At 73.1% G+C, this 25,329-nt stretch carries 24 protein-coding genes; 18 read left to right on the plus strand and 6 right to left on the minus strand.

Going from position 1 to position 25,329, the window contains the following annotated elements:
* Nucleotides 1–22 precede the first annotated feature (22 nt).
* On the minus strand, nt 23–274 hold the full coding sequence (locus AB0P24_RS02580) for a hypothetical protein (protein ID WP_181808968.1): 252 nt from the start codon (nt 272–274) through the stop codon (nt 23–25).
* Nucleotides 275–407: 133 nt separating this feature from the next.
* Between AB0P24_RS02580 and AB0P24_RS02585 the strand changes: the two genes are divergently transcribed.
* Nucleotides 408–1,442, plus strand: coding sequence for an SDR family oxidoreductase (locus AB0P24_RS02585; RefSeq protein WP_365790286.1), 1,035 nt, complete (start codon nt 408–410; stop codon nt 1,440–1,442).
* Here the strand turns inward: AB0P24_RS02585 and AB0P24_RS02590 are convergent.
* The 3 genes from AB0P24_RS02590 to AB0P24_RS02600 all read right to left on the minus strand — a co-directional run bounded on the left by AB0P24_RS02590 (nt 1,433) and on the right by AB0P24_RS02600 (nt 5,051).
* A complete protein-coding gene (locus AB0P24_RS02590) occupies nt 1,433–2,473 on the minus strand; it encodes a WYL domain-containing protein (protein ID WP_365790288.1) in 1,041 nt (346 codons plus the stop codon). The two genes, AB0P24_RS02585 and AB0P24_RS02590, sit on opposite strands and share 10 nt — an antisense overlap.
* Nucleotides 2,474–2,819: 346 nt before the next feature.
* Nucleotides 2,820–4,865 carry a 4-alpha-glucanotransferase gene (gene malQ, locus AB0P24_RS02595; RefSeq protein ID WP_365790290.1) on the minus strand — a complete coding sequence of 682 codons (2,046 nt, stop codon included), beginning with the start codon at nt 4,863–4,865 and terminating at the stop codon, nt 2,820–2,822.
* Entirely contained in the window at nt 4,866–5,051 is a 186-nt protein-coding gene (locus AB0P24_RS02600; RefSeq protein WP_365790661.1) for a hypothetical protein, read from the minus strand. It abuts the gene before it with no gap.
* Nucleotides 5,052–5,231: 180 nt separating this feature from the next.
* Between AB0P24_RS02600 and AB0P24_RS02605 the strand changes: the two genes are divergently transcribed.
* The 5 genes from AB0P24_RS02605 to AB0P24_RS02625 are packed head-to-tail and all read left to right on the plus strand — an operon-like array spanning nt 5,232 to nt 9,376.
* Nucleotides 5,232–5,813, plus strand: coding sequence for an RNA polymerase sigma factor (locus AB0P24_RS02605; protein WP_365790662.1), 582 nt, complete (start codon nt 5,232–5,234; stop codon nt 5,811–5,813).
* Nucleotides 5,810–6,712 (plus strand): zf-HC2 domain-containing protein, encoded by a 903-nt coding sequence (locus AB0P24_RS02610; protein WP_365790292.1) that lies wholly within the window; start codon nt 5,810–5,812, stop codon nt 6,710–6,712. The genes AB0P24_RS02605 and AB0P24_RS02610 overlap by 4 nt, the downstream gene beginning before the upstream one ends.
* An 8-nt stretch (nt 6,713–6,720) precedes the next feature.
* Nucleotides 6,721–7,470, plus strand: coding sequence for an ABC transporter ATP-binding protein (locus AB0P24_RS02615; protein ID WP_365790663.1), 750 nt, complete (start codon nt 6,721–6,723; stop codon nt 7,468–7,470).
* On the plus strand, nt 7,467–8,765 hold the full coding sequence (locus AB0P24_RS02620; RefSeq protein WP_365790294.1) for a hypothetical protein: 1,299 nt from the start codon (nt 7,467–7,469) through the stop codon (nt 8,763–8,765). The genes AB0P24_RS02615 and AB0P24_RS02620 overlap by 4 nt, the downstream gene beginning before the upstream one ends.
* Nucleotides 8,762–9,376: a hypothetical protein gene (locus tag AB0P24_RS02625; protein ID WP_365790296.1), complete on the plus strand. Its 615-nt coding sequence runs from the start codon at nt 8,762–8,764 to the stop codon at nt 9,374–9,376. Before AB0P24_RS02620 ends, AB0P24_RS02625 begins: the two co-directional genes overlap by 4 nt.
* Before the next feature lie 358 nt (nt 9,377–9,734).
* Here AB0P24_RS02625 and AB0P24_RS02630 read toward each other — a convergent pair whose 3' ends face one another.
* Nucleotides 9,735–10,301 carry a hypothetical protein gene (locus AB0P24_RS02630; RefSeq protein WP_365790298.1) on the minus strand — a complete coding sequence of 189 codons (567 nt, stop codon included), beginning with the start codon at nt 10,299–10,301 and terminating at the stop codon, nt 9,735–9,737.
* 119 nt (nt 10,302–10,420) lie between these two features.
* Here AB0P24_RS02630 and AB0P24_RS02635 point away from each other — a divergent pair, with 119 nt between their 5' ends.
* Complete coding sequence (locus AB0P24_RS02635) at nt 10,421–11,119, plus strand: TetR/AcrR family transcriptional regulator (protein ID WP_365790300.1); 699 nt, start codon at nt 10,421–10,423, stop codon at nt 11,117–11,119.
* Between the two features lie 199 nt (nt 11,120–11,318).
* On the opposite strand, the gene AB0P24_RS02640 is transcribed toward AB0P24_RS02635, so the two are convergent.
* Nucleotides 11,319–11,855, minus strand: coding sequence for an HNH endonuclease (locus AB0P24_RS02640; protein ID WP_181805740.1), 537 nt, complete (start codon nt 11,853–11,855; stop codon nt 11,319–11,321).
* 378 nt (nt 11,856–12,233) lie between these two features.
* On the opposite strand from AB0P24_RS02640, the gene AB0P24_RS02645 reads away from it, so the two are divergent.
* The 11 genes from AB0P24_RS02645 to AB0P24_RS02695 all read left to right on the plus strand — a co-directional run bounded on the left by AB0P24_RS02645 (nt 12,234) and on the right by AB0P24_RS02695 (nt 25,328).
* A complete protein-coding gene (locus AB0P24_RS02645; RefSeq protein ID WP_365790302.1) occupies nt 12,234–13,337 on the plus strand; it encodes a mechanosensitive ion channel family protein in 1,104 nt (367 codons plus the stop codon).
* Nucleotides 13,338–13,474: 137 nt separating this feature from the next.
* Nucleotides 13,475–13,816, plus strand: coding sequence for a hypothetical protein (locus tag AB0P24_RS02650; protein ID WP_365790304.1), 342 nt, complete (start codon nt 13,475–13,477; stop codon nt 13,814–13,816).
* A 458-nt stretch (nt 13,817–14,274) separates the two neighbouring features.
* Nucleotides 14,275–15,486: an ROK family transcriptional regulator gene (locus tag AB0P24_RS02655; protein ID WP_365790306.1), complete on the plus strand. Its 1,212-nt coding sequence runs from the start codon at nt 14,275–14,277 to the stop codon at nt 15,484–15,486.
* Between the two features lie 66 nt (nt 15,487–15,552).
* Nucleotides 15,553–16,896, plus strand: a complete 1,344-nt coding sequence (locus AB0P24_RS02660; RefSeq protein WP_365790308.1) for an ABC transporter substrate-binding protein — start codon at nt 15,553–15,555, stop codon at nt 16,894–16,896.
* Between the two features lie 7 nt (nt 16,897–16,903).
* A complete protein-coding gene (locus AB0P24_RS02665) occupies nt 16,904–17,845 on the plus strand; it encodes a sugar ABC transporter permease (RefSeq protein ID WP_365790310.1) in 942 nt (313 codons plus the stop codon).
* A 2-nt stretch (nt 17,846–17,847) separates the two neighbouring features.
* A complete protein-coding gene (locus tag AB0P24_RS02670; RefSeq protein ID WP_365790312.1) occupies nt 17,848–18,741 on the plus strand; it encodes a carbohydrate ABC transporter permease in 894 nt (297 codons plus the stop codon).
* Between the two features lie 114 nt (nt 18,742–18,855).
* Nucleotides 18,856–20,124, plus strand: coding sequence for a 6-phospho-beta-glucosidase (locus AB0P24_RS02675; protein WP_365790314.1), 1,269 nt, complete (start codon nt 18,856–18,858; stop codon nt 20,122–20,124).
* Nucleotides 20,115–21,086, plus strand: a complete 972-nt coding sequence (locus AB0P24_RS02680; protein ID WP_365790316.1) for a BadF/BadG/BcrA/BcrD ATPase family protein — start codon at nt 20,115–20,117, stop codon at nt 21,084–21,086. Before AB0P24_RS02675 ends, AB0P24_RS02680 begins: the two co-directional genes overlap by 10 nt.
* A gap of 459 nt (nt 21,087–21,545) precedes the next feature.
* On the plus strand, nt 21,546–22,901 hold the full coding sequence (locus AB0P24_RS02685) for a hypothetical protein (RefSeq protein WP_365790664.1): 1,356 nt from the start codon (nt 21,546–21,548) through the stop codon (nt 22,899–22,901).
* Nucleotides 22,902–22,915: 14 nt separating this feature from the next.
* Nucleotides 22,916–23,956 (plus strand): glutamate ABC transporter substrate-binding protein, encoded by a 1,041-nt coding sequence (locus AB0P24_RS02690; protein WP_365790318.1) that lies wholly within the window; start codon nt 22,916–22,918, stop codon nt 23,954–23,956.
* A gap of 46 nt (nt 23,957–24,002) precedes the next feature.
* A complete protein-coding gene (locus AB0P24_RS02695; RefSeq protein WP_365790320.1) occupies nt 24,003–25,328 on the plus strand; it encodes a hypothetical protein in 1,326 nt (441 codons plus the stop codon).
* Nucleotide 25,329 lies beyond the last annotated feature (1 nt).

The raw sequence follows: 25,329 nt of genomic DNA on the forward strand, positions 1-25,329 counted from the left end.
GGTGGATCGGAAGGCCCCGGTCCTACGCCTTGGCCTTCGGCTTGGTGACCCGGACCTTGGACCTGTCCAGCACCATCACGAGACCGGCGATGACCGCGAACAGCACGAGCGGGATCAGGACGTAGAGGCCCAGCGTCTGAATGACGCTCAGGCCCTTGCCGGGGTCGTCACCGTCGTCACGCGCGAGCGCGAGGGCGGGCGACGACATGAGCAGCATCATCAGCGTCGTACCGGCAGCCAGGGCGCCGGCGCGCAGGGCGTTCTTCTTGTCCACGAAGCCAAAGTTAGCGGGCCGACCTGGGGGGCGCGCGTCCGGGGGTACCCGTAAGCCGCCATCACCCCCCACCCGGGAGGATCCCCGTAAAAAGGTGACGGGAATTGTCACCTTTGGCGGGCACCGTGGTGCCATGGACCAGGACACCTGCAACCAGGACCTCAGCAACCAAGGCGACCCCAGCAACCAAGGCGACCCCAGCGACCAAGACCCCAGCACCCATGGCATCGGCTCCCCGGGCACCGGCACGCGGCTCGCCGGCCGGATCGCGCTCGTCGCCGGGGCCACCCGCGGCGCCGGACGTGCCCTCGCCGTCGAACTCGGCCGGGCCGGCGCCACCGTCTACGTCACCGGCCGCACCACCCGCGACCACGCCAGCGAGGTCGGCCGGACCACGGAGACCATCGAGGAGACCGCGGAGCTGGTCACAGCGGCCGGCGGCACCGGTGTCGCCGTCCCCACCGACCATCTGGACCCGGACCGGGTCCGGGTCCTCGTCGAGCGGATCGGCCGGGAACAGGGGCGGCTCGACATCCTCGTCAACGACCTCTGGGGCGGCGAGCACCTGCTCGTCGGCTCCGTCTTCGGCAAGAAGAGCTGGGAGACCCCGCTCGCCGACGGCCTGCGCATCCTGGACCTCGGGGTGCGCTCGCACGTCATCACCGCGGCACTCGCCCTCCCGCTCCTGGTCCGCTCGGACGCGCCGCTGCACGTGGAGGTCACCGACGGCACGGCGGCCTTCAACCGCCGCTACCGCGAGAACCTCTACTACGACCTCGCGAAGACCGCCCCGATCCGCATCGCGTTCGGGCTGGGCGAGGAGCTGGCGGAGTACGGCGGCACGGCGGTCGCCGTCACGCCGGGCTACCTGCGCTCGGAGCAGATGCTCACCCATTTCGGCGTGCGAGAGGAGAACTGGCGGGACGCCGTCGCCCGGGAACCGGACTTCGCGGTCGCCGAGTCGCCGTACTACCTCGCCCGCGGGGTCGCCGCGCTCGCGGCCGACCCGGACCGGGCCGCCCGCTGGAACGGCAGGTCCACCTCCAGCGCGGAGCTCGCCAGGGCCTACGGCGTACGGGACGTGGACGGCAGCCGGCCGGACGCCCTGGCGTACTTCGAGGAGGTCAGGTTCGGCGGGAGGGCCGGCTCGCCGGACGACTACCGCTGATCCTCCGGCGCCGCGTCGTACAGCGCGGCCAGGGCCCGCGCGTGCTCGCGGAAGCGGGCGCGCAGGCCCGCCGGGGCCAGCACCTCGACGTCCGCGCCGAGGGCGGTCAGCTGGCCGAAGGCGACCTCCTCCGACTCCGCCGGCAGGTCGAGCGTGACCCGCCCGGCGGCGTCCGGCGCGGTCGCCGTCGCGGACGCCAGGGTCTCCGCCACCCCCGCCGGGTCCATCACGGAGGGCAGGCGCCGCAGGCCGCGGCCGGTCAGCCGAACGGTGACGGTCGTGCGCAGCAGCGCCCGGGCGAACCCGGCGGCCTGGGCCTGCCAGTGCGCGGCCAGGTCGAAGGACGGGTCACGGACGAAGGGGTCACCGGCGGGCGCGGGCGACAGGGCCGTGACGCGGTCGACGCGGTAGGTGCGCCAGACGCCGTCCCGGCCCGTCGTCCGCTCGGCCGGGATCCGGCCCACGACGTACCAGACGCCTGCTTTCAGAACGAGTCCGTACGGCTCCAGCAGGCGGGTCACCGTGCGGGGCGGCGCGCCGTCGCGGGCCGGCCGCGCGTAGTCCAGCTCGACGGTGCGGTCGGACCAGACGGCGCGGGCCAGCTCCGGGAGCAGTTCCGGGGCCGACGGTTCGCGGAACCAGGCCGGGGCGTCCAGGTGGAAGCGGCGCGCCGACGACTCGGCGGCCGCGCGCAGCGAGGGGAGCAGGGTGGCCGACAGCTTCAGCCGGGCCGTGTCCGCCGCGTCGGACAGTCCCAGATCGCGCAGGGCCGTGGGCAGACCGGAGAGGTAGAGCGTCTCCGCCTCGGTGGGGTGGAGCGTGGTGAGCCGGGTCCGGTGGCCCGGCGCCAGCCGGTAGCCGCCCGCCCGGCCGCGCTCGGCGCGGAGGGGGACGCCCGCCTCCTGGAGGGCCTGGGCGTCGCGGATCACCGTGCGCCTGGAGACGTCCAGCTCGCGGGCGAGGGCGTCGGCGGTCATCCCTGGGCTCGACTGGACGAGAAGCGCCATGCGGATCAGACGGGCGGCACGCATGACCCAAGGATCGCGGACCGGCGCCCCGGCACGGCTCCCGGCCACCTTCCCGGAGTCACGGACCCGCCCGCACCCGCCCGGCCGAGGTCCGCCCGGCCGAGGTCCGCCCGATCCAGGTCCGCCCGATCCAGGTCCGCCCGTCCGCGGCGACGGACCCGCCCGCGTCCGCCCGATCCCAGGTCCGCTAGTCCGCGGCGACGGACCGCCCCGCGCCAGCCCGGTCGAGGTCTGCCGGTCCAGGTCCGCCCGGCCCCAGGTCCACCCAGTCCCAGGTCGGCCCGATCCAGGTCCGCCCGGCCGCGGCGGGCGGTCACGGGCCGGGCGGTCACGGGCCGGGCGGTGGTCGTCACGCCGTGGACGGGCTGTCCGTGTGCAGGGTCCGGAACAGCGCCCGTACCCGCTCCGAGGCCGTCAGCTCCTCCAGGGTCACCGGGCGGCCCTTCGTGTCGGCGACGGGGAGGCGCCAGTTCGGGTACTGGTCCCAGGTGCCGGGGAGGTTCTGGGGGCGGCGGTCGCCGACGGTGTCCGGGAGCCAGACGCCGATCATGCGGGCCGGGGTGCGCAGCAGGAAGCGGTGGACGGCACGGATCTCGGCCTCCTCGTCGCCGGAGTCGGACGCGGCGAGCAGGCCGAGGCGGGTCAGCAGGGCCAGCCACTCCGCGGTGTCGGCCGCCGCTTCGGCCCGTTCCACCGCGAGCGGTCGGGTGAGCAGGCCGAGGCGGTCGCGGAGTTCGACGTGTTCGCCGGTGAGGCGGGCGGCAGTGGGCGGCAGGTCGTGGGTGGTGGCGGTGGCGAGGCAGTCGGCACGCCAGCGGTCCGGGGGCAGGGGGCGGCCGTCGCCCGCCCAGTCCCGTTCGAACCAGAGCACGGACGTGCCGAGCACCCCGTGCCGCTGGAGCGTCTCGCGCACCCCCGGCTCCACCGTGCCCAGGTCCTCCCCGATCACCACCGCCCCGGCCCGGGTCGCCTCCAGGGCCAGCAGGGCCAGCATGGCCTCGGCGTCGTAGCGGACGTAGGTGCCCTCGGTGGGCGGGCTGCCCTGCGGCACCCACCAGAGCCGGAACAGGCCCATCACGTGGTCGATGCGCAGGGCGCCGGCGTAGCGGAAGAGGGCGCGCAGGAGCTCCCGGAAGGGCGCGTGGCCGGAGGCGGCGAGGCGGTCGGGGCGCCAGGGCGGCAGGCCCCAGTCCTGGCCGCGGGCGTTGAAGGCGTCGGGCGGGGCGCCGACGGACATCCCGGCGGCGAAGTGGTCCTGCTGGGCCCAGGCGTCGGCGCCGGCGGGGTGCACGCCGACGGCGAGGTCGTGCACGATCCCGACCGGCATGCCGGCCTCGCGGGCGGCGTGCTGGGCCGCGGTGAGCTGGGTGACGGTGAGCCAGGCGAGGCGGGCGTGGAAGCCGACGCGGTCGGCCAGCTCGGCGCGGGCGCGGGCGGTCTGCGGCGAGCGGGGGTCGCGCAGGGCCTCGGGCCACCGGTGCCAGTCGGAGCCGTGCCGCTCGGCGAGCGCGTACCAGGTGGCGTGGTCCTCCAGGGCCTGCCCCTCCGCGGCGCGGAACGCGTCGTAGGCGGCCTGCCGATCGGGGGGCAGCGGTGCGGCGGCCGCCGTCTCCAGCGCCTCGCGCTTCAGCTCCCACACCGCGTCCCGGTCGATGAGGGCGCCCTGGTCGAGGACGGCGGAGCGCAGCCGCCCGGCACGGTCCGTGACGGAAGGGGCGGCGGTGTACTCGGGGACGGCCTCCGGCCGCAGGTGCACCGGGTCGGGGAACCGGCGGGAGGAGGGGCGGTAGGGGGAGGGGTCGGTCGGGGCTCCGGGTACGGCCGCGTGCAAGGGGTTGACCTGCACGAACCCCGCTCCGGCCGTGCGTCCGGCCCAGTCGGCCAGCTCGGCGAGGTCCCCGAGGTCGCCCATGCCCCAGGAGCGGCGGGACAGCAGCGAGTAGAGCTGGACGAGGATGCCGTACGAGCGGGTGGCGGGGGTGGGCAGCCGGTCGGGGGCGACGATCAGGTGGGCGCGGGCGGTGCGGCCGTCGGGCGCGGCTGCGGTCAGCAGATGCACCCCGGGCGGCAGGTCCCGCACGGTGTCCCGGCTCTCCCCGTCCTCCGTCCGCACCTGAAGGCGGGTGCCGTCGGGCAGGCCGAGGGCGATCTCGCCGGTGCCCGCCCAGTGGACGACCGTCGGCGGCAGCAGCCGTCCGGCGAGTTCCCGCTCCCGGTCGGCGAGGGCGGCGCGGACGGCCTCCGGGCCGCTCGCGTCGACGCCCAGGGCGCCCAGCGCGGCGGTCACGGCACCGGCGGAGGCGGCGACCGTACGGTCCGGGGCGGGGCTGTAGGAGGTGGCGACGCCGTGCAGCTCCGCGAGCCGGCACAGCCCCGGGTCCAGGGCTTCGTTCATCTACAACCCCGGCTCGCTGGTCAGCGGGACCGCGTCGGCCAGCGGCGGTTCGCTGGTGAGGGGCTCGGCGTCGGGCAGCGGCGGCTCACTGGTCAGCGGGGCCTCGGCGGCCGCGCTCTCGGCGCTGAACACGTACAGGCGGGGCTCCTCCTCGGTCCGCACCGGGGGTTTGAACTGGGCCGGGATCGGATGATGAACCGTTGCGGCCACGGCGGCCTCCTCGTCATGTCGTCGGGTACGGCGGCGAATGCCGGGTCAGAGGAGCCCTACCCCGTCGTCGCGAGGGCACGCGTGGCGGCCGGCCCCGCCCCGCGAACCGACCGCGTCCGGGTGATCGATAGAGACGGTGTGAGACTGTTCCGCCCCATGGGGGGCCACCGCGAGAACGACGACGCGGACGGGGACGCGGCACTGCTGCGCTCGGTCGCGGCCGGGGACGCCTCGGCGCTGGCCGTCCTCTACGACCGGCACGCGGGCTGGCTGCACGCCCGGCTGAGCCGGCGCTGTGCCGACCCCGAGGTGGTGCGGGAGGTGCTCCAGGACACCTTCGTCACGGTGTGGCGGTCGGCGGCCGGGCACCGCGGGCAGGAGGCCGGCGGCTGGCTCTGGACGATCGCGGCCCGCCGCCTGGTGGACGCCGGCCGGGTCCAGGAGCGCGCGGCCCGCGCGCAGACGCTGCCCGCCCCGCCCGCCGTGGCGCCCTCGGCGGAGGACCGGGTCCTGGCCGCCCTGGAGTACGGCGACGTCGGCACCGCCCTGGACCGCATCTCCCCCGAACTCCGCGAGGTGCTCCGGGCCACCGTCGTGGACGGCCTGACCACCCGCGAGGCCGCCCGTCTGCTCGGCATACCCGAAGGCACGGTCAAGTCCCGCGCCGTCCGCGCGAGGGCCGAACTCCGCGCCGCCCTGGCCCGGCTGAACCCCTCACCGACGGGAGGCCCGGCATGACGACGGCCTGGCACGCCTCCGAGGACCTGGCCCTGCGCTACGCCGACGGCTCCCTGCCGGAAGCTGACGCCTGGTCCCTGGAGAAACACCTGGAGACCTGCACCGCCTGCGCGACCCGGGTGTCGGCGGCGGTACGGAACACATGGGCGGGAGCCGTGCTCGACGAGGTACGTGACGTGGTGCTGACGGCCGCGCCGCGCACCTCAGAGGCGCGGGGCTCCGGCCTGTGCGGCTCCGCCGCGGGGGCGCGACCGGCCCCCACCGGCGCGCGGCGAACCCCCCGCCTCAGACCCGCCCTCTGGTCCTTCGGCCCCGCCCTGCGAGGCACCTGGCTCCTCGCCCTCCTCTCCGTGACCCTCGGCGCCCTCCTCCTCGATCGCGCCGCGGGCTACGCGTCGACCCGCACCCTCCTCCTCACCATCGCCCCGGTCATCCCGGTGTCCGGCGTCGCCCTCTCCTACGGCCCGCAGGCCGACCCCCTGCACGAGATCACCGCGGCCACCCCCTCCGGCGGCCTGCGCCTCGCCCTCACCCGCACCGCCGCCGTCCTCGGCGTCAGCCTGCCCGCCCTGACCCTCACCGGCGCCGCCCTGCCCGCCTCGGGCGCGCCCGGCGCCGCCGCCTGGCTGCTGCCGGGGCTGGCGCTGACCCTCGGCTCCCTGACGCTCGCGTCCTGCGTCGGCTGCCGCACCGCGACCGCCGTGGTCGCCGGCGGCTGGCTGGCCGCCGTCCTCGTCCCGGCCCTCGCCGCCCACGGCGGGCCGCTCACCACACGGCTGGCCGGACAGCTGACCACCTGTTTCGACGGCGCCCAGCCCGGCTGGGCCGCGGCCGCCGCCGTCTGCGCCGCGCTGCTGGCCGCCCGCCGCAGCGCCTACGACCATCTGGAGAACCGTTGAGCATACGAGTGACCGGTCTGCGCGTCCGGCACCGCAGGACCGTCGCCCTCGACTCGGTCGATCTCGCGCTCGGCACCGGGGTGCACGGACTGCTGGGCCCCAACGGCGCCGGGAAGACCTCGCTGATCAGGGTGCTGGCGACCGTCGCCCGGCCGTCCGCCGGCCGGGTGGAGCTGCTCGGCCGGGACACCGCCGGGCGGCGCGCCCTCGGCGAGATCCGCGCTCACCTGGGGTACCTGCCGCAGGAGTTCGGCTACTACCCGGGGTTCACCGTGCGGGAGTTCGTGGCGTATGTGGCCTGGCTCAAGGAGCTGCCCGCGGCCGAGGCCCCCGCCGCCGTCGAGCGGGCGGTGGCCCGGGTGGGGCTCGCCGACCGCGCCGACGCGAAGGTCCGGACGCTGTCCGGCGGCATGGTCCGCCGGCTCGGTGTCGCGCAGGCGATCGTCAACGAACCGGACCTCCTGCTGCTCGACGAACCGACCGCCGGGCTGGATCCCGAACAGCGCGTGCAGTTCCGGGAGTTGCTGCGCGAGTTGGGCGCCTCGGCGACCGTGATGGTCTCCACCCATCTGGTGGAGGACGTGGCGGCGGCCTGCACGGAGGTCACCCTCCTCGACGCGGGCCGGGTCGCCTACCGGGGTACACCCGACGCGCTCGCCGCCCTCGGCGAGACCTCCGACGGCCCCGGCGACCACCCCATCGAACGCGGCTACACGGCGGCCCTGCGCGCCCACCGCGCGACGGAGGCGCCGCGATGAGCGTCGTGACACGGACCCCGCTGGTCACCGAGGCCCGCCGGGGATTCGCCCCCTGGGCCGGGCTCACCGTGCTGCTGACGCTCGGGGTGCTGCTCGCCGCGTCGGCCGACAGGTGGCAGGGCGGCTGGGCGGAGACGGCCGCGCGGCTGCACAACGCCGTGCTGATCACGGTTCCGGCGGCCGCGGCGGCGGGCTGCTGGCAGGGCGGACGGGAGCGGCGGCGCGGAACGGAGGAGCTGTGGGGGACGGTCGTACGGCCGCCGTTGGCCCGGTTCCTGGTGTCCGCGCTGCCGACGGCCCTGTGGGTGGCCGCCGGGTACGCGGGCGCGGCGGGACTGGCGCTGCTCGCGACCTGGCCGTACGCCCCGGGGGACGGACCGCGTCCGGCGCTGGTGCCGACGGACGCGTTCGTGTCGGGGGCCGCGGTGCTCGCCGGCCATGCGGTGGGGCGGCTGGTGCCGTCCCGGCTCGCGGCTCCGCTGCTGGCGATGGCCGGGTACGCGGGGCTGGGGGTGACGGCGGCCGCGCACGAGGGGGCCGGGAGCCATCTCGACCCGGCGTTCCCGGTCACGGAGACCTCGGTGCCGGTGTGGTGGCAGCCGATGGCGATGGCGGTGTGGGTCGGGGGCCTGGCGGGAGCGGCCGTCCTGGCGTACGCGGCCCGGCGCCGGTGGACGGCCCTGCTGCCCCTGGCCGCCGCGACCGCCGCGGGCGCGCTGCTCGCGCAGACCGGGGACGGGCTGTGGCACACCGACCCGCTGGCCCGGCGGCAGGTGTGCGAGACGTCCGTCACCCCGGCCGTGTGTGTCAACGCCCGGTACGCGGGTGCGCTCCCGCAGATCACCGAGGCGCTGTCGGGTGTCACGGGCAGGCTGAAGGGCGTACGGAATCTGCCGTCGCGCTGGGAGGACCGGGCCGGCGGGCCGCGCGACGACGAGGCGGAGCTGCCGTCGCTGACGCCGCTCGGCTGGTCGTTCGTGCGGGGGCGGCTGACCGACCCGGAGGAGTTCGCGCGGGAGGCGGCGGGGGCGCTGATGGTGCGCGGTGACTGTCCGGACGACCGGGTGGGCGTGGCCGACGACGCGGTGCAGGACTACCTCGCACCCCGTCCCGCGCGGCACGGGTTCGACGGTGCGGATGCCCAGGGGGACGCGCGACGCCGCGCCGAGACGGCCGACCGCCGCGCCGCCCGGGCCCGGCTGGCGGCGATGGGCGAGCAGCGGCGCCGGACCTGGCTGTCGGCGTACTTCGCCGCCTGGGCGGCCTGCGACCCGAGCGGGGTGCCGGCCCTGTGACCACGAGCCGCCTGTTTCTGTACGCCCGCTCCCGCGCGGTCCCCGGCACTCTCGTCGCGCTCGCCGGTACGACCGTCCTCGCCGTCTGGGCGGCGGCCCGCCTGGACAGCTACCTGGACCCCTGGCGGCGCGTGCCGGTCGTCGCGCTGGCCCCGTTGCTGGCGGCCGCGGTGATCGGGGTGGGCCTGTCCTCCCCGTCCGAGGAACTGGACCGTACCGCGGTACGCCCGTGGTGGCCGCGCCGGCTGGCGCAGCTGGCCGGGCTCACCGCCCTGGCGGCGGCACTGCTGCCGCTGGCCGTGCTGGGGCATCCGGAGATCTTCGGACCACCGGCCGTGATCCGCAACACCCTGGGCTGCACGGGTGTCACGGCGGCGGCGGCCGTCCTGCTGGGCGCCCGGCCGAGCTGGCTGCCGGCCTTCGGTTACGTCAGTGCCGTGTACCTGGCTTCGGCGGGGCCGCACGGTCGCTGGACGGCGCTGTGGGCGTGGCCCGTGCAACCGTGGGCACAGCCGGCCGCCTGGGCGGCGGCGCTGAGCGCGTTCGCGGTGGGCGGCGCGCTGTACGTCGTACACGGCGCGCGTCCTGAGGGCCCCCGCAGCGGCGGCTGACCGATCGGTGACGCGACGCGGCGCACCGCGCCCCGGCTCTCGGGGCGAACCGGAGTACCGGGCGGTCGGGGGGACGGGGGCGGGGGCGCGGACGACGACGGTGTGGGGGATGGGATGCCGCCGACGGCTTCGTGGCAGTCGTTCGCAGCGTCGCCGTGGCCGGACCTGCGGAACTCGAACCGGGGCAGGTGTCCTTGCGCAGGTCTGTCGATGCGATCACCGACGCGATCCCCGGCCCATCCGGCTTCATGGCACCGAGCGCCGTCCGCGGCACCGGTCTGTCGCCGAGGCGGGCCTCGGCGGCCACGTGACGACTCGCGCGCCGCGCCTGGTCGCCTCGGTCCCCGGTCGTTACGGGTCAGCTCCGGGAGGCCGGGCGGGACAGGCGGACCGCCGAGACGAGGAAGAAGATCCCGCCGAAGGCGGCGTAGCCGGCGAGGGCGGTCAGCGAGGGGTCGTCCTGGGCGGCGCTCCGGATGAAGGACGCGCCGGCGAGGACGGAGATGCCGCCGCTGAGGATCATGGCCCACTGGCCGCCCATCGGCCGGCGCGCGACGCCCACGAGGAGCTGGATGAGGCCGGAGACGACCGCCCACGCGCCCCAGACACGCAGCACGTCGGCGACGCCCGAGGTGCCGGCGACCGCGACGCCGACGGCGGCGAGCACGCTGACGGCCATGTTGGCGTACAGGCCCTTGAGCGGCCCGGCGGCGCGCGCCGACCTGGCGTCGACGACGGCCGCGGCCACGTCGAAGGCGGGATAGAGGAACAGCAGCAGCCTGGCCCCGGCGGTGAGCCCGGAGCCGGACACCAGCAGGAGCGCGGCCCACGCGACGGCGAAGACGAAGCGGATGACGTACAGCCGGCGCAGGGCGGGCGTGGCGCCGACGGACTCGGCGGATGCGGTGGATGCGGGGGATGCCATGGGGTTCTCCAGTGACTGTGGACGGAAAGAGGGGATAGATAGAACGCTCTTTCTTCTTTCCTGTCCGACCCTGGCACACCTTCTCCACGAAGACAAGAGAGAGCGTTCTACCCGCTACCATGGGTGACATGACAAGGACGGAAGCCGGCACAGGCACCGGCAGGCGGGTCTCCGAGGCCCGGGAACGGCTCCTGAGGACCGCCGGGCGGCTCTTCTACGCGGAGGGCATCCACACGGTGGGCGTCGACCGCCTGGTCGCCGAGTCGAAGGTCACCAACGCCACCTTCTACCGCCACTTCCGCAGCAAGGAAGACCTCGCCGTCGCCTACCTCGGCAGCGTCGACCAGGCGATCCGCGCCCAGATCGGCTCCCTGACGGCCACGGACACGCCGCCCGACGGCATCCTGCGGGGCATAGGCGCGTCCCTGGTGGAGCAGATCCGCTCCCCCGGTTACCGCGGATGCGCCTTCCTCAACGCGGCGGCGGAGTTCCCCGACCCCGACCACCCGGTCCACCGTGCCGTCGTGCAGCACCGCGCATGGTTCCTGCAAACGATCACCGGACTGTTCGCCGAGATCTCGGCCGCCCAGGCCGACCACGCCGGGCGGCACTTCGTCATGCTCCGCGACGGCGCGATGAGCGCCGGCTACCTCGGCGACCCCGTCCTGGCCGGCGAGACCCTGCTGCGCGGCATCGAGGGACTGCTGCGGATCCACACCGCACGGGGGCTCGACGAGCACGCCGCCCCCGCGCCCGGCCAGGCCTCCCCGGCGGCCACTGCGATCTCCGGCATCGAGTGCTCGCCGCCCGGCACCTGACCGCGGCCGAGGCGCGACCGGCCGCGGTCACGCGCCGGGCGGCGAGAGCCGGGGCCCGCCGATGCCGGCCTGTCCGCCCGCGTCCGAGGTGAGCGCGTCGCGATCGTCCAGGTGAGCAGGCCCGGCCGGGGCACCCCGTGCACGGCGAAGGGCCCCGTGGCCGAACCGGCAGCCACGGGGTATGCGAAGGCCCGGATCGTCAGGCGGAGATGCCGTCGATCCGGGCCAGGGCGTCGTCCGCGCCGTACGGCTGCAAGTACGGCAGCCAGCGCGGGTCCCGATGGCCGGTCCCGATGATGCGCCAGGCCAGGCCGGTGGGCGGGGCTGGTTTGTGCCGCAGCCGCCAGCCGATCTCGAAGAGATGGCGGTCGGCCTTGACGTGGTTGCAGCGGCGGCAGGACGCCACCACGTTGTCCCAGACGTGCTGACCCCCGCGACTGCGCGGGATGACGTGGTCGACGCTGGTTGCGACGCCACCGCAGTACATGCACCGGCCCCCGTCGCGCGCGAAGAGCGCCCTTCGGGTGAGAGGAACGGGCCCCCGGTAGGGAACCCGTACGAATCGCTTGAGCCGGACCACGCTGGGTGCGGGGACTGTGACGGTTGCGCTGTGCATATAGGCGCCGGATTCCTCCAAGGCGACTGCCTTGTTCTCCAGGACGAGGACGAGCGCGCGGCGGAGCGGTACGACGCCGAGCGGCTCGTACGACGCGTTGAGGACCAGGACATGCGGCACGGGTGCCTCCTTGGGCGTCGGCGGCGCGTGGCTCGCGCCGGGACGATCTGTGGCCAGTCTCCCCTCATGCCTGGTGGACGCGCCACCATCTCCCGGTAACGGGCTGGGAGTGTTTTCGACCACACGGCATTCATCCCCCGGTCGCCCCCCTTTTCAAGCGGGCCTGTTCCAGCAGGCCTGTTCCGGGGCGGCGAGAACCGGTGGTGAGAAACAGGCGTGAGCACGGTCTCTCCTTCTCCCAACGGCCGGGCCCACACACAATGCCCCGTTAGTGTGGTGTTCCTGCCCGTCCGGTGACCTTCCCGTGACCTTGAACGCCGTACCCGACCTTGTCAGCCGTACCGGAGGGCAGTAGCGCACCACCTGGAGGTACCCGCCGTGTCCTTGCCCGCCGTCCTCACGGCCGCCGGTTCGTCGCCGTCGCCGACCCCCTCGGAGTCGGCGACCACGACCGTCCCCACGCTCCAGGACGCCCAGGAGAGCGCCGTGCACACGGCCAGCTGGGTCGAGCAGAACTGGTCGACGTGGCTGGCGATCGGGCTGAAGGTCCTGCTGGTCGTGGTGATCGCCGTGGTGCTCAGAAAGATCGTGCTGCGGGCGATAACCAAGTTCATCGACCGGATGAACCGGACCGTGGAGTCGGCGGAGGGCACCACCCTCGGCGGGCTGCTGGTCAACGCCGAGCGGCGGCGGCAGCGCTCGCAGGCGATCGGGTCGGTGCTGCGGTCGGTGGCGAGCTTCCTGATCCTCGGCACGGCCGCGCTGATGGTGCTGAGCAGCTTCCAGATCGACCTGGCGCCGCTGCTGGCCTCCGCCGGTGTCGCGGGTGTCGCGATCGGTTTCGGCGCCCGGAACCTGGTCACGGACTTCCTGTCGGGCGTGTTCATGATCCTGGAGGACCAGTACGGCGTCGGTGACACCATCGACTCGGGGGTGGCCTCCGGCGAGGTGGTCGAGGTCGGTCTGCGGGTGACCAAGCTGCGCGGCGCGAGCGGCGAGATCTGGTACGTCCGCAACGGCGAGATCAAGCGCATCGGCAACCTCTCGCAGGGCTGGGCCACGGCGGGCGTCGACGTCACCGTGCGGGCCAGCGAGGACCTGGACAAGGTCCGGGCCACCCTCGGCGAGGTCGCCGAGAAGATGGCCAAGGAAGAGCCCTGGAACGAGGTCCTGTGGAGCCCCATCGAGGTGCTCGGCCTGGACTCCGTGCTCATCGACTCCATGGTGGTCCGCGTCTCCGCGAAGACCATGCCGGGCAAGGCCCTGACCGTGGAACGCGAGCTGCGCTGGCGGATCAAGCGCGCGTTCGACGCGGCGCACATCCGCATCGTGGGCGGCGAGACGGCCGTACTCCTGGACGAGGAGACCACCGACCGCGCGGCCCAGGTGACGGCGCCGTCGGCGTTCTCCGACTCGGACTCCCCGCAGGTGGCGGCGACGACCCCGATCGCTCCGCAGCGGTCGGCCACGGGCGGACGGTAGCGGAACGGTTCAGCACACTCGTTCGGGTGAACGGGCGGGGCATTCCGGCGCCGGGCGCGCGCGGGGTGCCCCGTCGTTCTCCCGGGGCGCCCGGCGCGGGCTTTAGCCTGGCACCAGTGCGACAAGGAGACCCAGCGATGAGCGCGGAGCCGATCATGGAACCGGTCAGGCCGCAGGTGGACCCCATCGACCTGTTGATCGCACTCGAAAAGGCAGCGTCGCCGATGCCAATTCGAGCGGAGTTCGTCGAGGGGACGGGCTACGTGCCACCTCGGCCAGAACACCAGCACAACGCGGGTGCCGTGAAGATCATCGTCCAGTTTCACCTGGCCGGACTGGACACGGCTGGGGTGAACGACGGCTTCCGAGTGCCCCACCCAGACGGTCGGACGATGGCTCTGGTCGTCCCGGACTTCTACGTCTGCCGCCGCACCTCGACACGGCCCCCTTCCGCGGCGACTGAGCGGCCGGTGCCGTGATCCCGGAGCGGGCGCGGGCGCATCACCTCCGGCACCGGCGGCGCCCTGTCCACCACGGTGAAGGCGTCGAGGAGCGGCTACTACCGGTACGTCTTCGCGGGTACGACGACCACCGCGGCGGCGACGGCCACCGGTGACCACGTCAAGGTGGAGTGACGGCACATCGCCACCGCGTGACCCGGCAGGGCCCGCCCGGATCCTCGGATCTTCCGGGCGGGCCCTTTGCATGCCCCTCGCATGACCCCTCACATGCCCCTTCGCATGGCCGAGCCCAGGTAACGACTGGGTTGCCGCCCCGGCGGGCTATTGACGCTCCCCTTCCGGCGGCCTACGTTTTCCAGCCAACAGGAAACTTTCCTAACAGTGATCAAGGTGACGCCTCAAGTAGGTCACCCGGGTGGACCGATCGCCCAGGTCACTGGGAAACTGAGCGGCTGGAAAGGCAGGTGTCGAACCCCATGGCAGGAACCGCCGGTACGCCGGGCACCCCGCGCGTGCTCCGCGCCATGAACGACCGCGCCGCACTGGACCTGCTGCTGGAGCACGGCCCGCTGTCGCGCACCAGGATCGGCAAGCTCACCGGCCTCTCCAAGCCGACCGCCTCCCAGCTGCTGGCCCGTCTGGAGGCGGCCGGGCTGGTGCTGGCGACCGGCACCAGCGAGGGCCGGCCGGGCCCCAACGCCCAGCTGTACTCGGTGAATCCGGCCGCCGCCCACGCCGCCGGACTGGACGTCAACCCGGGCCGGATCCGGGCCGCCGTCGCGGACGTCACCGGCCGTACCGTCGGCGAGTACGAACTGCCGACCCCCGGCCGGCGCTCCGCGCAGTCCGTCGTACGGCAGGTCACCGACGCCCTGGACGGCGCCGTGAAGGCAGCCGGGCTGGCCCGGGACGACGTCCACCGGGTCGTCATCGGCACGCCCGGCGCCTTCGACCCCAACACCGGCCGGCTGCGGTACGCCTCGCACCTGCCCGGCTGGCACTCCCCCGCGCTGCTCGACGACCTCGCCGCCGCGCTGCCGATGCCCGTCGAGTACGAGAACGACGTCAACCTCGCCGCCATCGCCGAACAGCGGCTCGGCGCGGCCCGCGGCCACGGCGACTTCGTGCTGCTGTGGAACCAGGAGGGCCTCGGCGCCGCCCTGGTCCTCGGCGGCCGGCTGCACCGGGGCTGGACCGGCGGCGCCGGCGAGGTCGGCTTCCTGCCGGTGCCGGGGACCCCGCTGGTCCGCCAGGTCACCAGGGCCAACAGCGGTGGCTACCAGGAACTCGCCGGTTCGCAGGCCGTGCCCCGGCTGGCCCGCGAGCTCGGCATCGAGGACCTGCCGGACGGGCCGTACGACGCGGCGGCCGCCGAACTCGTCGCCCGCGCCGCCGACCACGCCACCGGGCCCTACCACCAGTTGCTGCGGACCTACGCGACCCGGCTCGCCACCGGTCTGGCCTCCCTCGTCTCCGTCCTCGACCCCGAACTCGTCGTCCTCAGCGGCACCGTCCTGACCGCCGGCGGCGAGGTGCTGCGCGCCCTCGTCCAGGCCGAGCTGGAGGAGCTGGCGGCCGCCCGGCCGCGGCTCGTCGTCGGCGACGTCCGTGAACACCCCGTGCTGCGCGGCGCGCTGGAGAGCGCGCTCGCGACCACCCGCGACGAGGTCTTCGACACCTCGCGCTGAGCCCCCGCAGACCCCCGCACAGCCACACCTTTCCTCGCTCACCGCCCGCCCCCGGGAGATCTCGCCATGCGCATACCCTCCGCTGCCCGAAAGACGGCTTTCGCCCTGACCGCGGCAGCCAGTTCGCTGGCCCTGCTCACCGCCTGTACCGGCCAGTCCTCCTCCGGAGCCGACGACGACGCCTCCGCGAACACCACCATCAACTTCTGGCACGCCTGGAGCGCCCCGAACGAGGTGAAGGCGGTCAACGCGCTGATCGCCGGCTTCGAGAAGGCACACCCCAACATCCACGTCAACGTCGTCAGCAACATGACCGACGACAAGATCAACCAGGCGCTGCGCAGCGGCGGCGACAAGGCCCCGGACGTCATCTCGTCGTTCACCACCAACAACGTGGGCAAGTTCTGCTCCTCGGGCGCGCTGGTCGACCTGAACCCGTTCTTCAAGAAGTCCGGCATCGACCCGGAGACGACGTTCCCGAAGGCGATGAACCAGTACACCGAGTACGACGGCAACCGCTGCACGGCTCCGCTGCTCGGTGACGCGTACGGCCTCTACTACAACAAGACGGCGTTCAAGAAGGCCGGTATCACCAGTCCGCCGAAGACGTGGACCGAATTCAAGGCGGACGCGAAGAAACTGACGATCACCCAGGGCGACGGCTACAAGCAGCTCGGTTTCATGCCGGACTACCACGGCTGGGAGACCACGACCGAGCACTACGCGGCCCAGTTCTCGCCGACGTACTTCACCGCCGACGGAAAGTCGAACATCGCCAAGGACCCCGCTTTCACCGAGGCGTTCACGCTACAGAAGGACCTCGTCGACGAACTCGGCGGATTCCAGAAGCTGGAGAAGTACCGGGCGACCCTCGGCGACGAGTGGGGCGACAAGCACCCCTTCCAGACCGGTCAGGTCGCCATGCAGCTCGACGGCGAGTGGCGGCTCGGCATGGCCCTTGCCACCAAGCCGAAGTTCGACATCGGCGTCGCCCCGCTGCCCGTACCCGACGACCAGGTCGCCCAGTACGGCAAGGGCTACATCACCGGCACCATCGCCGGTATCGCCGCGACCAGCAAGAAGCAGAACGCGGCCTGGGAGTTCGTCAAGTACATCACCACGGACACGGACGCGGTGGTGAACTTCTCCAACGCCATCCACAACGTGCCCTCCACGCTGGCCGCCCTGAAGTCGCCGAAGCTGATGTACGACCCGCGTTTCAAGACCTTCCTGGACATCGCCGCCGACCCGGATTCCACGACGTCTCCGGCCTCCATCAACGGCGGTGTGTACCTGACGACGATCCAGAACTTCGGGTACGACTACGAGAGCGGCAAGGTCAAGGATCTCAAGTCCGGTCTGGAGGCCACGGCCAAGCAGATCGACACCGACATCGCGCAGGCGAAGTAGGACCGCGATGAGCACCCTCACGCTGGCTTCGAAACGCCGCAGGTCGGCACTGCGCACGGTCGCTTTCATGTCGCCCTGGCTGATCGGTTTCGCGGTGTTCTTCGCCTACCCGCTGATCTCCACGGTCTATTTCTCCTTCATGCACTACGACGGCTTCAAGGCGCCGACGTGGAGCGGCACGAAGAACTGGACGTACGTCTTCGAGCACTACCCGTACTTCTGGCCGGCGCTGCGCAACACCCTGTGGCTGGTGCTCGTGATGGTGTCGCTCCGGGTCGTCTTCGGACTCGGCGTCGGCATGCTCATCACGAAGATCAGGACGGGTACGGGGGTCTTCCGCACCCTCTTCTACCTGCCCTACCTGGCCCCGCCGGTCGCGGCGACCATGGCCTTCGCGTTCCTCCTCAACCCCGGTACGGGCCCGGTCAACTCGATCCTCGAAAAGGCCGGCATCCCGGCCCCGGGCTGGTTCAACGACCCGGCCTGGTCCAAGCCGGCCCTGACCCTGCTGGCCCTGTGGGGCGTCGGCGACCTGATGGTCATCTTCATGGCCGCGCTGCTCGACGTGCCGACGGAGCAGTACGAGGCGGCGGAACTGGACGGCGCCTCCGCGTGGCAGCGGTTCAGGTACGTGACGCTGCCGAACATCTCACCGATCGTGATGTTCGCGGTCGTCACGGGCGTCATCCAGACGATGCAGTACTACACGCAGCCGCTCATCGCCGGAAAAGTCGCCTCGGGTGTCATCCAGGGCGCGGGCACGCAGTTCGAGCCCGGCTATCCGGAGAAGTCGACGCTCACCCTCCCCCAGCTCGTCTACAACCTCGGTTTCCAGCGCTTCGACTACGGCTCCGCGTGTGTCGTCGCCCTCGTGCTCTTCGCCCTGTCCATGGTGTTCACCGCGTTCCTGATGCGGCGCCGGGGCGGTCTCATCCAGGCAGGTGACTGACGATGACCCAAGTGCTGGACCGGCCGGCGGAGCTGAAGGCCCCGGTGTCGGAGGCCGAACGCACCGCCCGCCGGAAGGAGTTGCTGAACTGGGTGGCGGTCCACTCCCTCGGCGTCGCCGCCGCCCTGTTCTTCACCCTCCCCTTCGTCTTCGTGTTCCTGACCTCGCTGATGAGCGACAGCCAGGCACTGAGCCGGGACCTGATCCCGCACACCTGGGAGTGGGGCAACTACCGGAAGGTGTTCGACACCCCGGGCTTCCTGACGTGGTGGAGGAACACCCTGGTCTACGCGGGCCTCGGCACCGTCCTGACCGTCGTGTCGTCGCTCCCGGTGGCGTACGCGCTCGCCAAGTTCCGCTTCCGCGGCCGCAGTCTGTCCCTGATGCTGGTGATCTCGATGATGATGCTGCCACCGCAGGTCGTCATCATCCCGATGTACCTCTTCTGGGCGAAACAGCTGGACCTCTCCGGCACCCTGTGGCCGCTGATCGTGCCGATGGCGTTCGGCGACGCGTTCTCCATCTTCCTGCTGCGCCAGTTCCTGATGACGATCCCCAACGAGTACCTGGACGCGGCCAGGGTGGACGGCTGCGGCGACCTGAGAACCCTGCTCAGGGTGGTCGTCCCGATGGCGCGACCGGGCATCGCCGCGGTGGCGTTGTTCCAGTTCTTCTACGCCTGGAACGACTACTTCGGCCCCCAGATCTACGCCTCGGAGAACCCGGGCGCCTGGACCCTCTCCTACGGCCTGGAGTCGTTCAAGGGCATGCACCACACCGACTGGAACCTGACCATGGCCGCGACCGTGCTGGTCATGGCGCCCGTGATCCTCGTCTTCTTTTTCGCCCAGAAGGCGTTCGTCGAGGGCGTCACGCTCACCGGAGTGAAGGGTTAACCCTTTTATGCAGCATCTCCCCGGGGAGCGCGGTTCCCGATCGCCGCTGTGCGGCGGGCCGGACCCCCAACCGTTGATCAACGTCTCCGGCATTCGGAAGCGAGGCACTCTCCAGTGAAACTCACCGTGGTCGGTGGAGGCTCGACCTACACCCCCGAACTCATCGACGGCTTCGCACGCCTGCGGGACACCCTGCCCGTCGAGGAACTGGTGCTGGTGGACCCGGCCGCCGAGCGCCTGGAACTGGTGGGCGGACTGGCCCGCCGGATCTTCGCCAGGCAGGGACACGGCGGCCGTATCGTCACCACCTCGGACCTGGACGCGGGCGTCGAGGGCGCCGACGCGGTGCTGCTCCAGCTGCGCGTCGGCGGCCAGGCGGCCCGGCAGCAGGACGAGACCTGGCCCCTGGAGTGCGGCTGCGTCGGCCAGGAGACCACCGGCGCCGGCGGCCTGGCCAAGGCCCTGCGCACGGTGCCCGTCGTCCTGGACATCGCCGAGCGCGTCCGCCGTACCAACCCGAACGCCTGGATCATCGACTTCACCAACCCGGTGGGGATCGTGACCCGCGCCCTGCTCCAGGCCGGCCACAAGGCGGTCGGGCTGTGCAACGTGGCGATCGGCTTCCAGCGGAAGTTCGCGCACCTGCTGGATGTCACGCCGTCCGAGATCCACCTGGACCACCTCGGCCTCAACCACCTCACCTGGGAGACGGCCGTGCGCCTCGGCGGCCCCGAGGGCGAGAACGTCCTGCCCAAGCTGCTCGGGGAGCACGGCGACACCATCGCCGCCGACCTGAAACTGCCCCCCGCGCTCCTCGACCGCCTCGGCGGCGTCATCCCCTCCTACTACCTGCGCTACTACTACGCGCACGACGAGGTGGTGCGGGAGCTGCGCACCAAGCCGTCGAGGGCGGCCGAAGTGGCCGCGATGGAGAAGCAGTTGCTGGAGATGTACGGCGACCCGGCCCTGGACGAGAAGCCGGAGCTGCTCTCCAGGCGGGGCGGCGCCTACTACTCGGAGGCGGCCGTGGACCTGGCGGCGGCGCTGCTGGGCAGCGCCGGCAACCCCTACCAGGTGGTGAACACCTACAACGGCGGCACGCTGCCCTTCCTCCCCGACGACGCGGTGATCGAGGTCCAGGCGGCGGTGGGCCCGGCCGGGCCGAGGCCGCTGCCGATCCCGGACGTCGACCCGCTGTTCGCCGGGCTCGTCGCGAACGTGACGGCATACGAGGAGCTGGCCCTGGAGGCGGCCCTGCGCGGCGGCCGGGACCGCGTCTTCCGGGCCCTCCTGGCCCACCCCCTGATCGGCCAGTACGAGTACGCCGACGCCCTGACCGACCGACTGGTCGCGCACAACCGGGAGCACCTCGCGTGGGCCTGACAGCAAGTGTCCTCGCCATCGACGCGGGCAACAGCAAGACCGACGTCGCGGTGGTGGCGGCGGACGGCGAGATCCTCGCCACGGCCCGGGCCGGCGGCTTCCGGCCGCCGGTGGTGGGTGTGGAGCAGGCCGTGGACGAGGTGGCCACGGCGGTCGCCGAGGCGTACGGCGCCGCCGGGGTCACCTCGGCCGCCCACGTCTCGGCGTGCCTGGCCAACGCCGACTTCCCCTTCGAGGAGGAGCAGCTGGCCGCCGCGCTGGCCACGCGCGCGTGGGGGACGACGGTGGCGGTCCGCAACGACACCTTCGCGATCCTCCGGGCCGGCGTCACCGAGCCGCGCGGGGTCGCCGTCGTGTGCGGCGCCGGCATCAACTGCGTCGGCATGCGCCCCGACGGCCGCACCGCCCGCTTCCCCGCCCTCGGCCGCATCTCCGGTGACTGGGGCGGCGGTTGGGGGCTGGCGGAGGAGGCACTGTGGCACGCGGCACGGGCCGAGGACGGCCGCGGGGAGCGGACCGCCCTGGCCCGCGCGCTTCCGGCGTACTTCGGCTACGGCAGCATGCTCGCGCTGATCGAGGCACTGCACCGGGAGGAGGTCGAGCCCGCCCGCCGGCACGAGTTGACGCCGGTGCTGTTCGCGACGGCGGCCGACGGCGACCCGGTGGCGCGGGCGGTCGTGGACCGGCTGGCACAGGAGGTGGTGGCCATGGCGGTGGTCGCGCTGACGCGCCTTGAGCTGCTGGAGGAGGAGACGCCGGTGGTGCTGGGGGGCGGGGTGCTGGCGGGCGGGCATCCGCAACTGGACGACGGGGTACGGGAGCTGCTGGCCGCGCGGGCGCCGAAGGCGGTGCCGAGGGTGGTGACGGCGCGGCCGGTGCTGGGGGCGGCGTTGCTGGGGCTGGACGGGGTGGGGGCGGGGGCGGGAGTGCAGGAGAGGGTGCGGCGGTACTTCGAAGGGTGACGGTGGGTTGGGGGCTGGGGCCGGGGGTGGGGACGCTCACCGGCGCTTGCAGGGTGCCTCCCCCAGCCTTCGGCCGGGGGGACCCCCAGCGCCCACCCTCCCCCACGCTCGGCTTCGCTCGCGCGGGGGGACCCCCATCGCCCCAGCGGCACGACTGCCCGCGGCTGGAAAGGGGCGCTGGCTGGAGCGCCCCTTCAGGGGCGCGGGGAACTGCGCGAGCAGCCCCCCCGCCGGCCCGCGCCCCGAAAACGCACCGTCACCACCCCTCCGGAACCGAACCGATCCCCCCGGCGTATTCATGAGCAGGGGTTCCGCTGCGATCCGATCAAGATCCAGTGAAGGCCGGTGCCCAATGTCAGTCCAGGCGGCGATACTGGGCGGCGACCGGATGACCATGGGGGAGGTCAAGTGACACACCCGCCGACGAAGAGCGCGGCACCGCCAGGCACAGGCACCGCTCTGCCCGCGCAGCGGACACGGCCCGGCACCCCCACGCCTTCCCGCCGCACCGCGTTCGCCGAGGGCGCCGACCGGCTCCGCGCCGCCGCCACCACCGAACCCGGCCGGCTCCGCCTCATCGGCGCCGTCCTGGCCGTGCTGATCGTCGCGTTCGGCGCCGTCACCGCCTGGCAGATGACCGACCGCGCGGCCGCCGCCGACGACGTGCTGCACCGCAGCCAGCCGCTGAGTTCGGGCGCCGCCGACATCTACCGCTCGCTGGCGGACGCCAACACCGCCGCCTCCAGCGGCTTCCTGGCGGGCGGTCAGGAGACGGCCGCCTCCCGCGCGCGGTACGAGAAGGACATCCGGACCGCCGCCGCCAAGCTGGTCACCGCCGCCGCCAACTCCGAGCCCGGTTCGCCCTCGGAGGCGGCCGTGGCGAAGCTGAACACGCTGCTGCCGGAGTACAAGGGGCTGGTGGAGCGGGCCCGCGTGTACAACCGGCAGGGTTACCCGGTCGGCGGCGCGTATCTGCGGTACGCGAACGAGAAGATGCAGCAGGAGATGCTCCCGGCCGCGGAGGATCTCTACACGAAGGAGAACGCGCGCCTCGCCTCCGACTACTCGGACGCGACGCCGTACCCGTGGGCGGCGATCGTCCTCGGTCTCCTCGCGCTCGCCGCGCTCGCCTGGGCCCAGCTGCGCCACTACCGCCGGACGAACCGCCTGCTGAACCGCGGCCTGGTCGCGGCCTCGGCGGCCACCGTCGTCACGCTGCTGTGGCTGGTGGTCGGCCACACCGTCGCCCGGGCCGGCCTGGACGGCTCCTACGACCACGGCGTCCGCTCGCTGAACGTGCTGCACGACGCGCGGATCGCCTCCCTGAAGGCGCGGGGCAACGAGAACCTGAGCCTGGTGGCGCGCGGCGCGGAGACGGTCACGGTCGGCGGGCAGACGTACGACGCGTACTACTACGACTTCGACAAGGACATGACCGCGCTCGGCAAGAGCCTCACCGACGCCGCGGCGCTCGCGGACGACTCGGCGGGCAGCAAGCCCGTCGTGGCGGCCGAGGGGAACATGAAGGTGTGGAAGGAGTGGCACGCCGACGCCCGCGCCGCGGACGAGAACGGCGACTACCAGGCGGCGCTGGACAAGGTGATCGGCACGAAGGACGCGACCGCCGAGTGCTTCGACAGCGTCGACACGAACTTGAAGAACGCCTTGGCCCATGAAGAGGCCGAGTTCAAGGAGCAGGCCACCCATGGCCGGGACGCCATGTCCGGACTGCCGATCGGTGCCGCCATGCTGGGGGTCGCGGCGGCGGCCGGCGCGCTGTTCGGCATCGGGCGCAGGCTTTCGGAGTACCGGTGAGAGGGGGCGCGGCGATGTTCGTGCGGAAGATGCGGGCCTCCCTGCGCGGCTGGGGCGGAGTGGGCGCGATGGCGGTCGGCTGCGTCCTGGCGCTGGCGTTCGTCCTGCTGCTGCCGCTCACCCAGTCCGGCGGCGCGGGCGGGCACGGCGAGGGGCTCGGCGGCCCGGGGCTGGCCACCGGCAGCCCGGCCAAGGCCGACACCTGCGTCGACTCCCAGGCGCAGGACGAGACCTGGTCGCCGTCGAGCGTGGACGGCCCGACCATAGCGGCCATCAAGTCCCGTACGGGCGCCAAGCGGAAGCTGGTCGTCGGCGTCGACCAGAACAGCTACCGCTGGGGCTACCGCAACCCGAACACCTCGGACGCGGAGCTGGAGGGCTTCGACATCGACCTCGTGCACCGGATCGCCCAGGACATCCTCGGCGACCCGAACGCGGTGCAGTTCAAGGCGATTCCGACGAGCCAGCGGATACCGGCGATCCAGGACGGCCGCGTCGACATGGTGGTGCGCACGATGACCATCAACTGCGACCGGCTGAAGGACGTCGCGTTCTCCGCGCCGTACTTCAAGACCGGGCAGCAGGTCCTCGCCCCCAAGTCGTCGTCGATCACCGGGTACAACGGCACGCTGGCGCACAAGAGGATCTGCACGGCGGCCGGTTCGACGGCGTACACCAAGCTGGACGCCGACAGGAAGTCCGGGAAGCTCGCCGCCTCGGCGGACATCTCCACCACCGTCCCCAACCAGCTCGACTGCCTGGTGCGGTTGCAGCTCGGTGAGGTCGACGCGGTGGTCACCGACGGCGCGCTGGCCGCCAGCCAGGCCGCCCAGGACCCGACGGTCGAGCTCAAGGGTGCCGCCTTCACTACCGAGTACTACGGGGTGGCGATGAAGAAGGACGCGACCGATCTGGTGCGCCGGGTCAACCAGATCCTGGTGGAGTACCGGTCCGACGGCTGGCAGGCGTCGTACGGCAAGTGGTTGTCGGCGACACTGGGAGCGGACTCGTCGGCGTCGGAACCGCCCGCGCCGCAGTACCTGCGCAAGAGCTGACCCGCATCCGCCGGCCCAGCCCCGACTAGCAAGCGAGAGGTGATCGATGGGCGTCACGGACCCCGCCGGGCCGGTGATGGACCGGGACGAGGTGGACCGTGCGCTGGCGCGGCTCGGCGCGGAGCACGAGGCGATCGAGACCTCGCTGCTCGCCCTGCAGGACCACGCGGGCCGCAGACTCCTCGAAGGCGCCGAGCTGACCGGGACCACCCGGGAGCGGTGGACGGCCACCGAGGCCTCGATCACCCTGCTGTGGGCCTATTTCGACGCCTACACGGACGCGCTGCGCTCCGCCCGGGAGATCCGGGCCCGGCGCCGCTGGTCCAGCCGTGAGGACCTGGCGGAGCTGACCGAGCTGCTGCGCGGCGAGTCGGTGACGGTGGCGGGCAGCGCGACCGCCACGGCGAACGCGCCGACCCTGCTGTCGGCGGCCGGCCGGCTCAGCGAGCGGTTCTCGCTGGCGGCCCTGGTCGACCGGATGAACGAGCTGTACGCGACCTCGCTGGACATGGTCGTCACCGCCGACGCGGTGTGGTCGGCGCTGCCCGCGCGGATCGATTTACTCGCCGCCGAGTTGCAGCGCACCCGCAAGCTGGCGCACTCCGTGGGCGTGCGCCCCGGCGAGCACCCGGCGGGCGACGACCTGGAGCGGATCACCCGGACGCTGACGAGGCTCCGCGCGGACGTCGTCTCGGACCCGCTGGCCTTCTGGGTTCCCGCGCAGGGGAGTTCGGCGCCGGGCGGCGGCCGTCCCGACACCACGGTGTACGACCGGGAGGCGCGGGCGCTGGAGGAGGTGCGGCGGGAGATCGACGCCGTGCTGACGGTACGGCAGGACGCCGAGGCCCGGCTGATCAGGCTGCGGGACGTGCTGTCCCGCGCGGACCGCACCCTCGCCGAGGCGCGCACGGCACGGGGTGAGGTGCTGGCGAAGATCGCGGCGACCGAGGTGCCGGTGGTCAGCGGCCCGCCGACCGCGTTGCAGGAGCAGCTGGCGACGGCGGCCGAGTACCGCAGAGGGGCCCAGTGGCACCGTCTGTCGCCGCTGCTCGAATCGCTGGAGCAGAAGGCGGAGGACGAACTGCTGCGCGCCCGCGAGTCGTTGACGGCGGTCACCGCGCCGCTCGCGGTGCGTGCGGAGCTGCGCGGCCGGCTGGACGCGTACAAGGCGAAGGTGGCCCGGCACGGGCTGGCGGAGGACCCGTTCCTGACCGAGCGGTACGACGCGGCCCGGCGGATGCTGTGGAGTGCGCCCTGCGATCTCCGGGTCGCGGAGCAGGCGGTGCTGCGCTATCAGCAGTCGGTGGCCGAGGCGCTGGGGGCGCCTCGGGTGCCGCGGCAGGGCGGGCCCGAGGACCGGAGGGGGGAGTAGT

It is taken from the genome of Streptomyces sp. NPDC086519 (genome assembly GCF_040686075.1).
Lineage (GTDB): Bacteria > Actinomycetota > Actinomycetes > Streptomycetales > Streptomycetaceae > Streptomyces > Streptomyces shenzhenensis.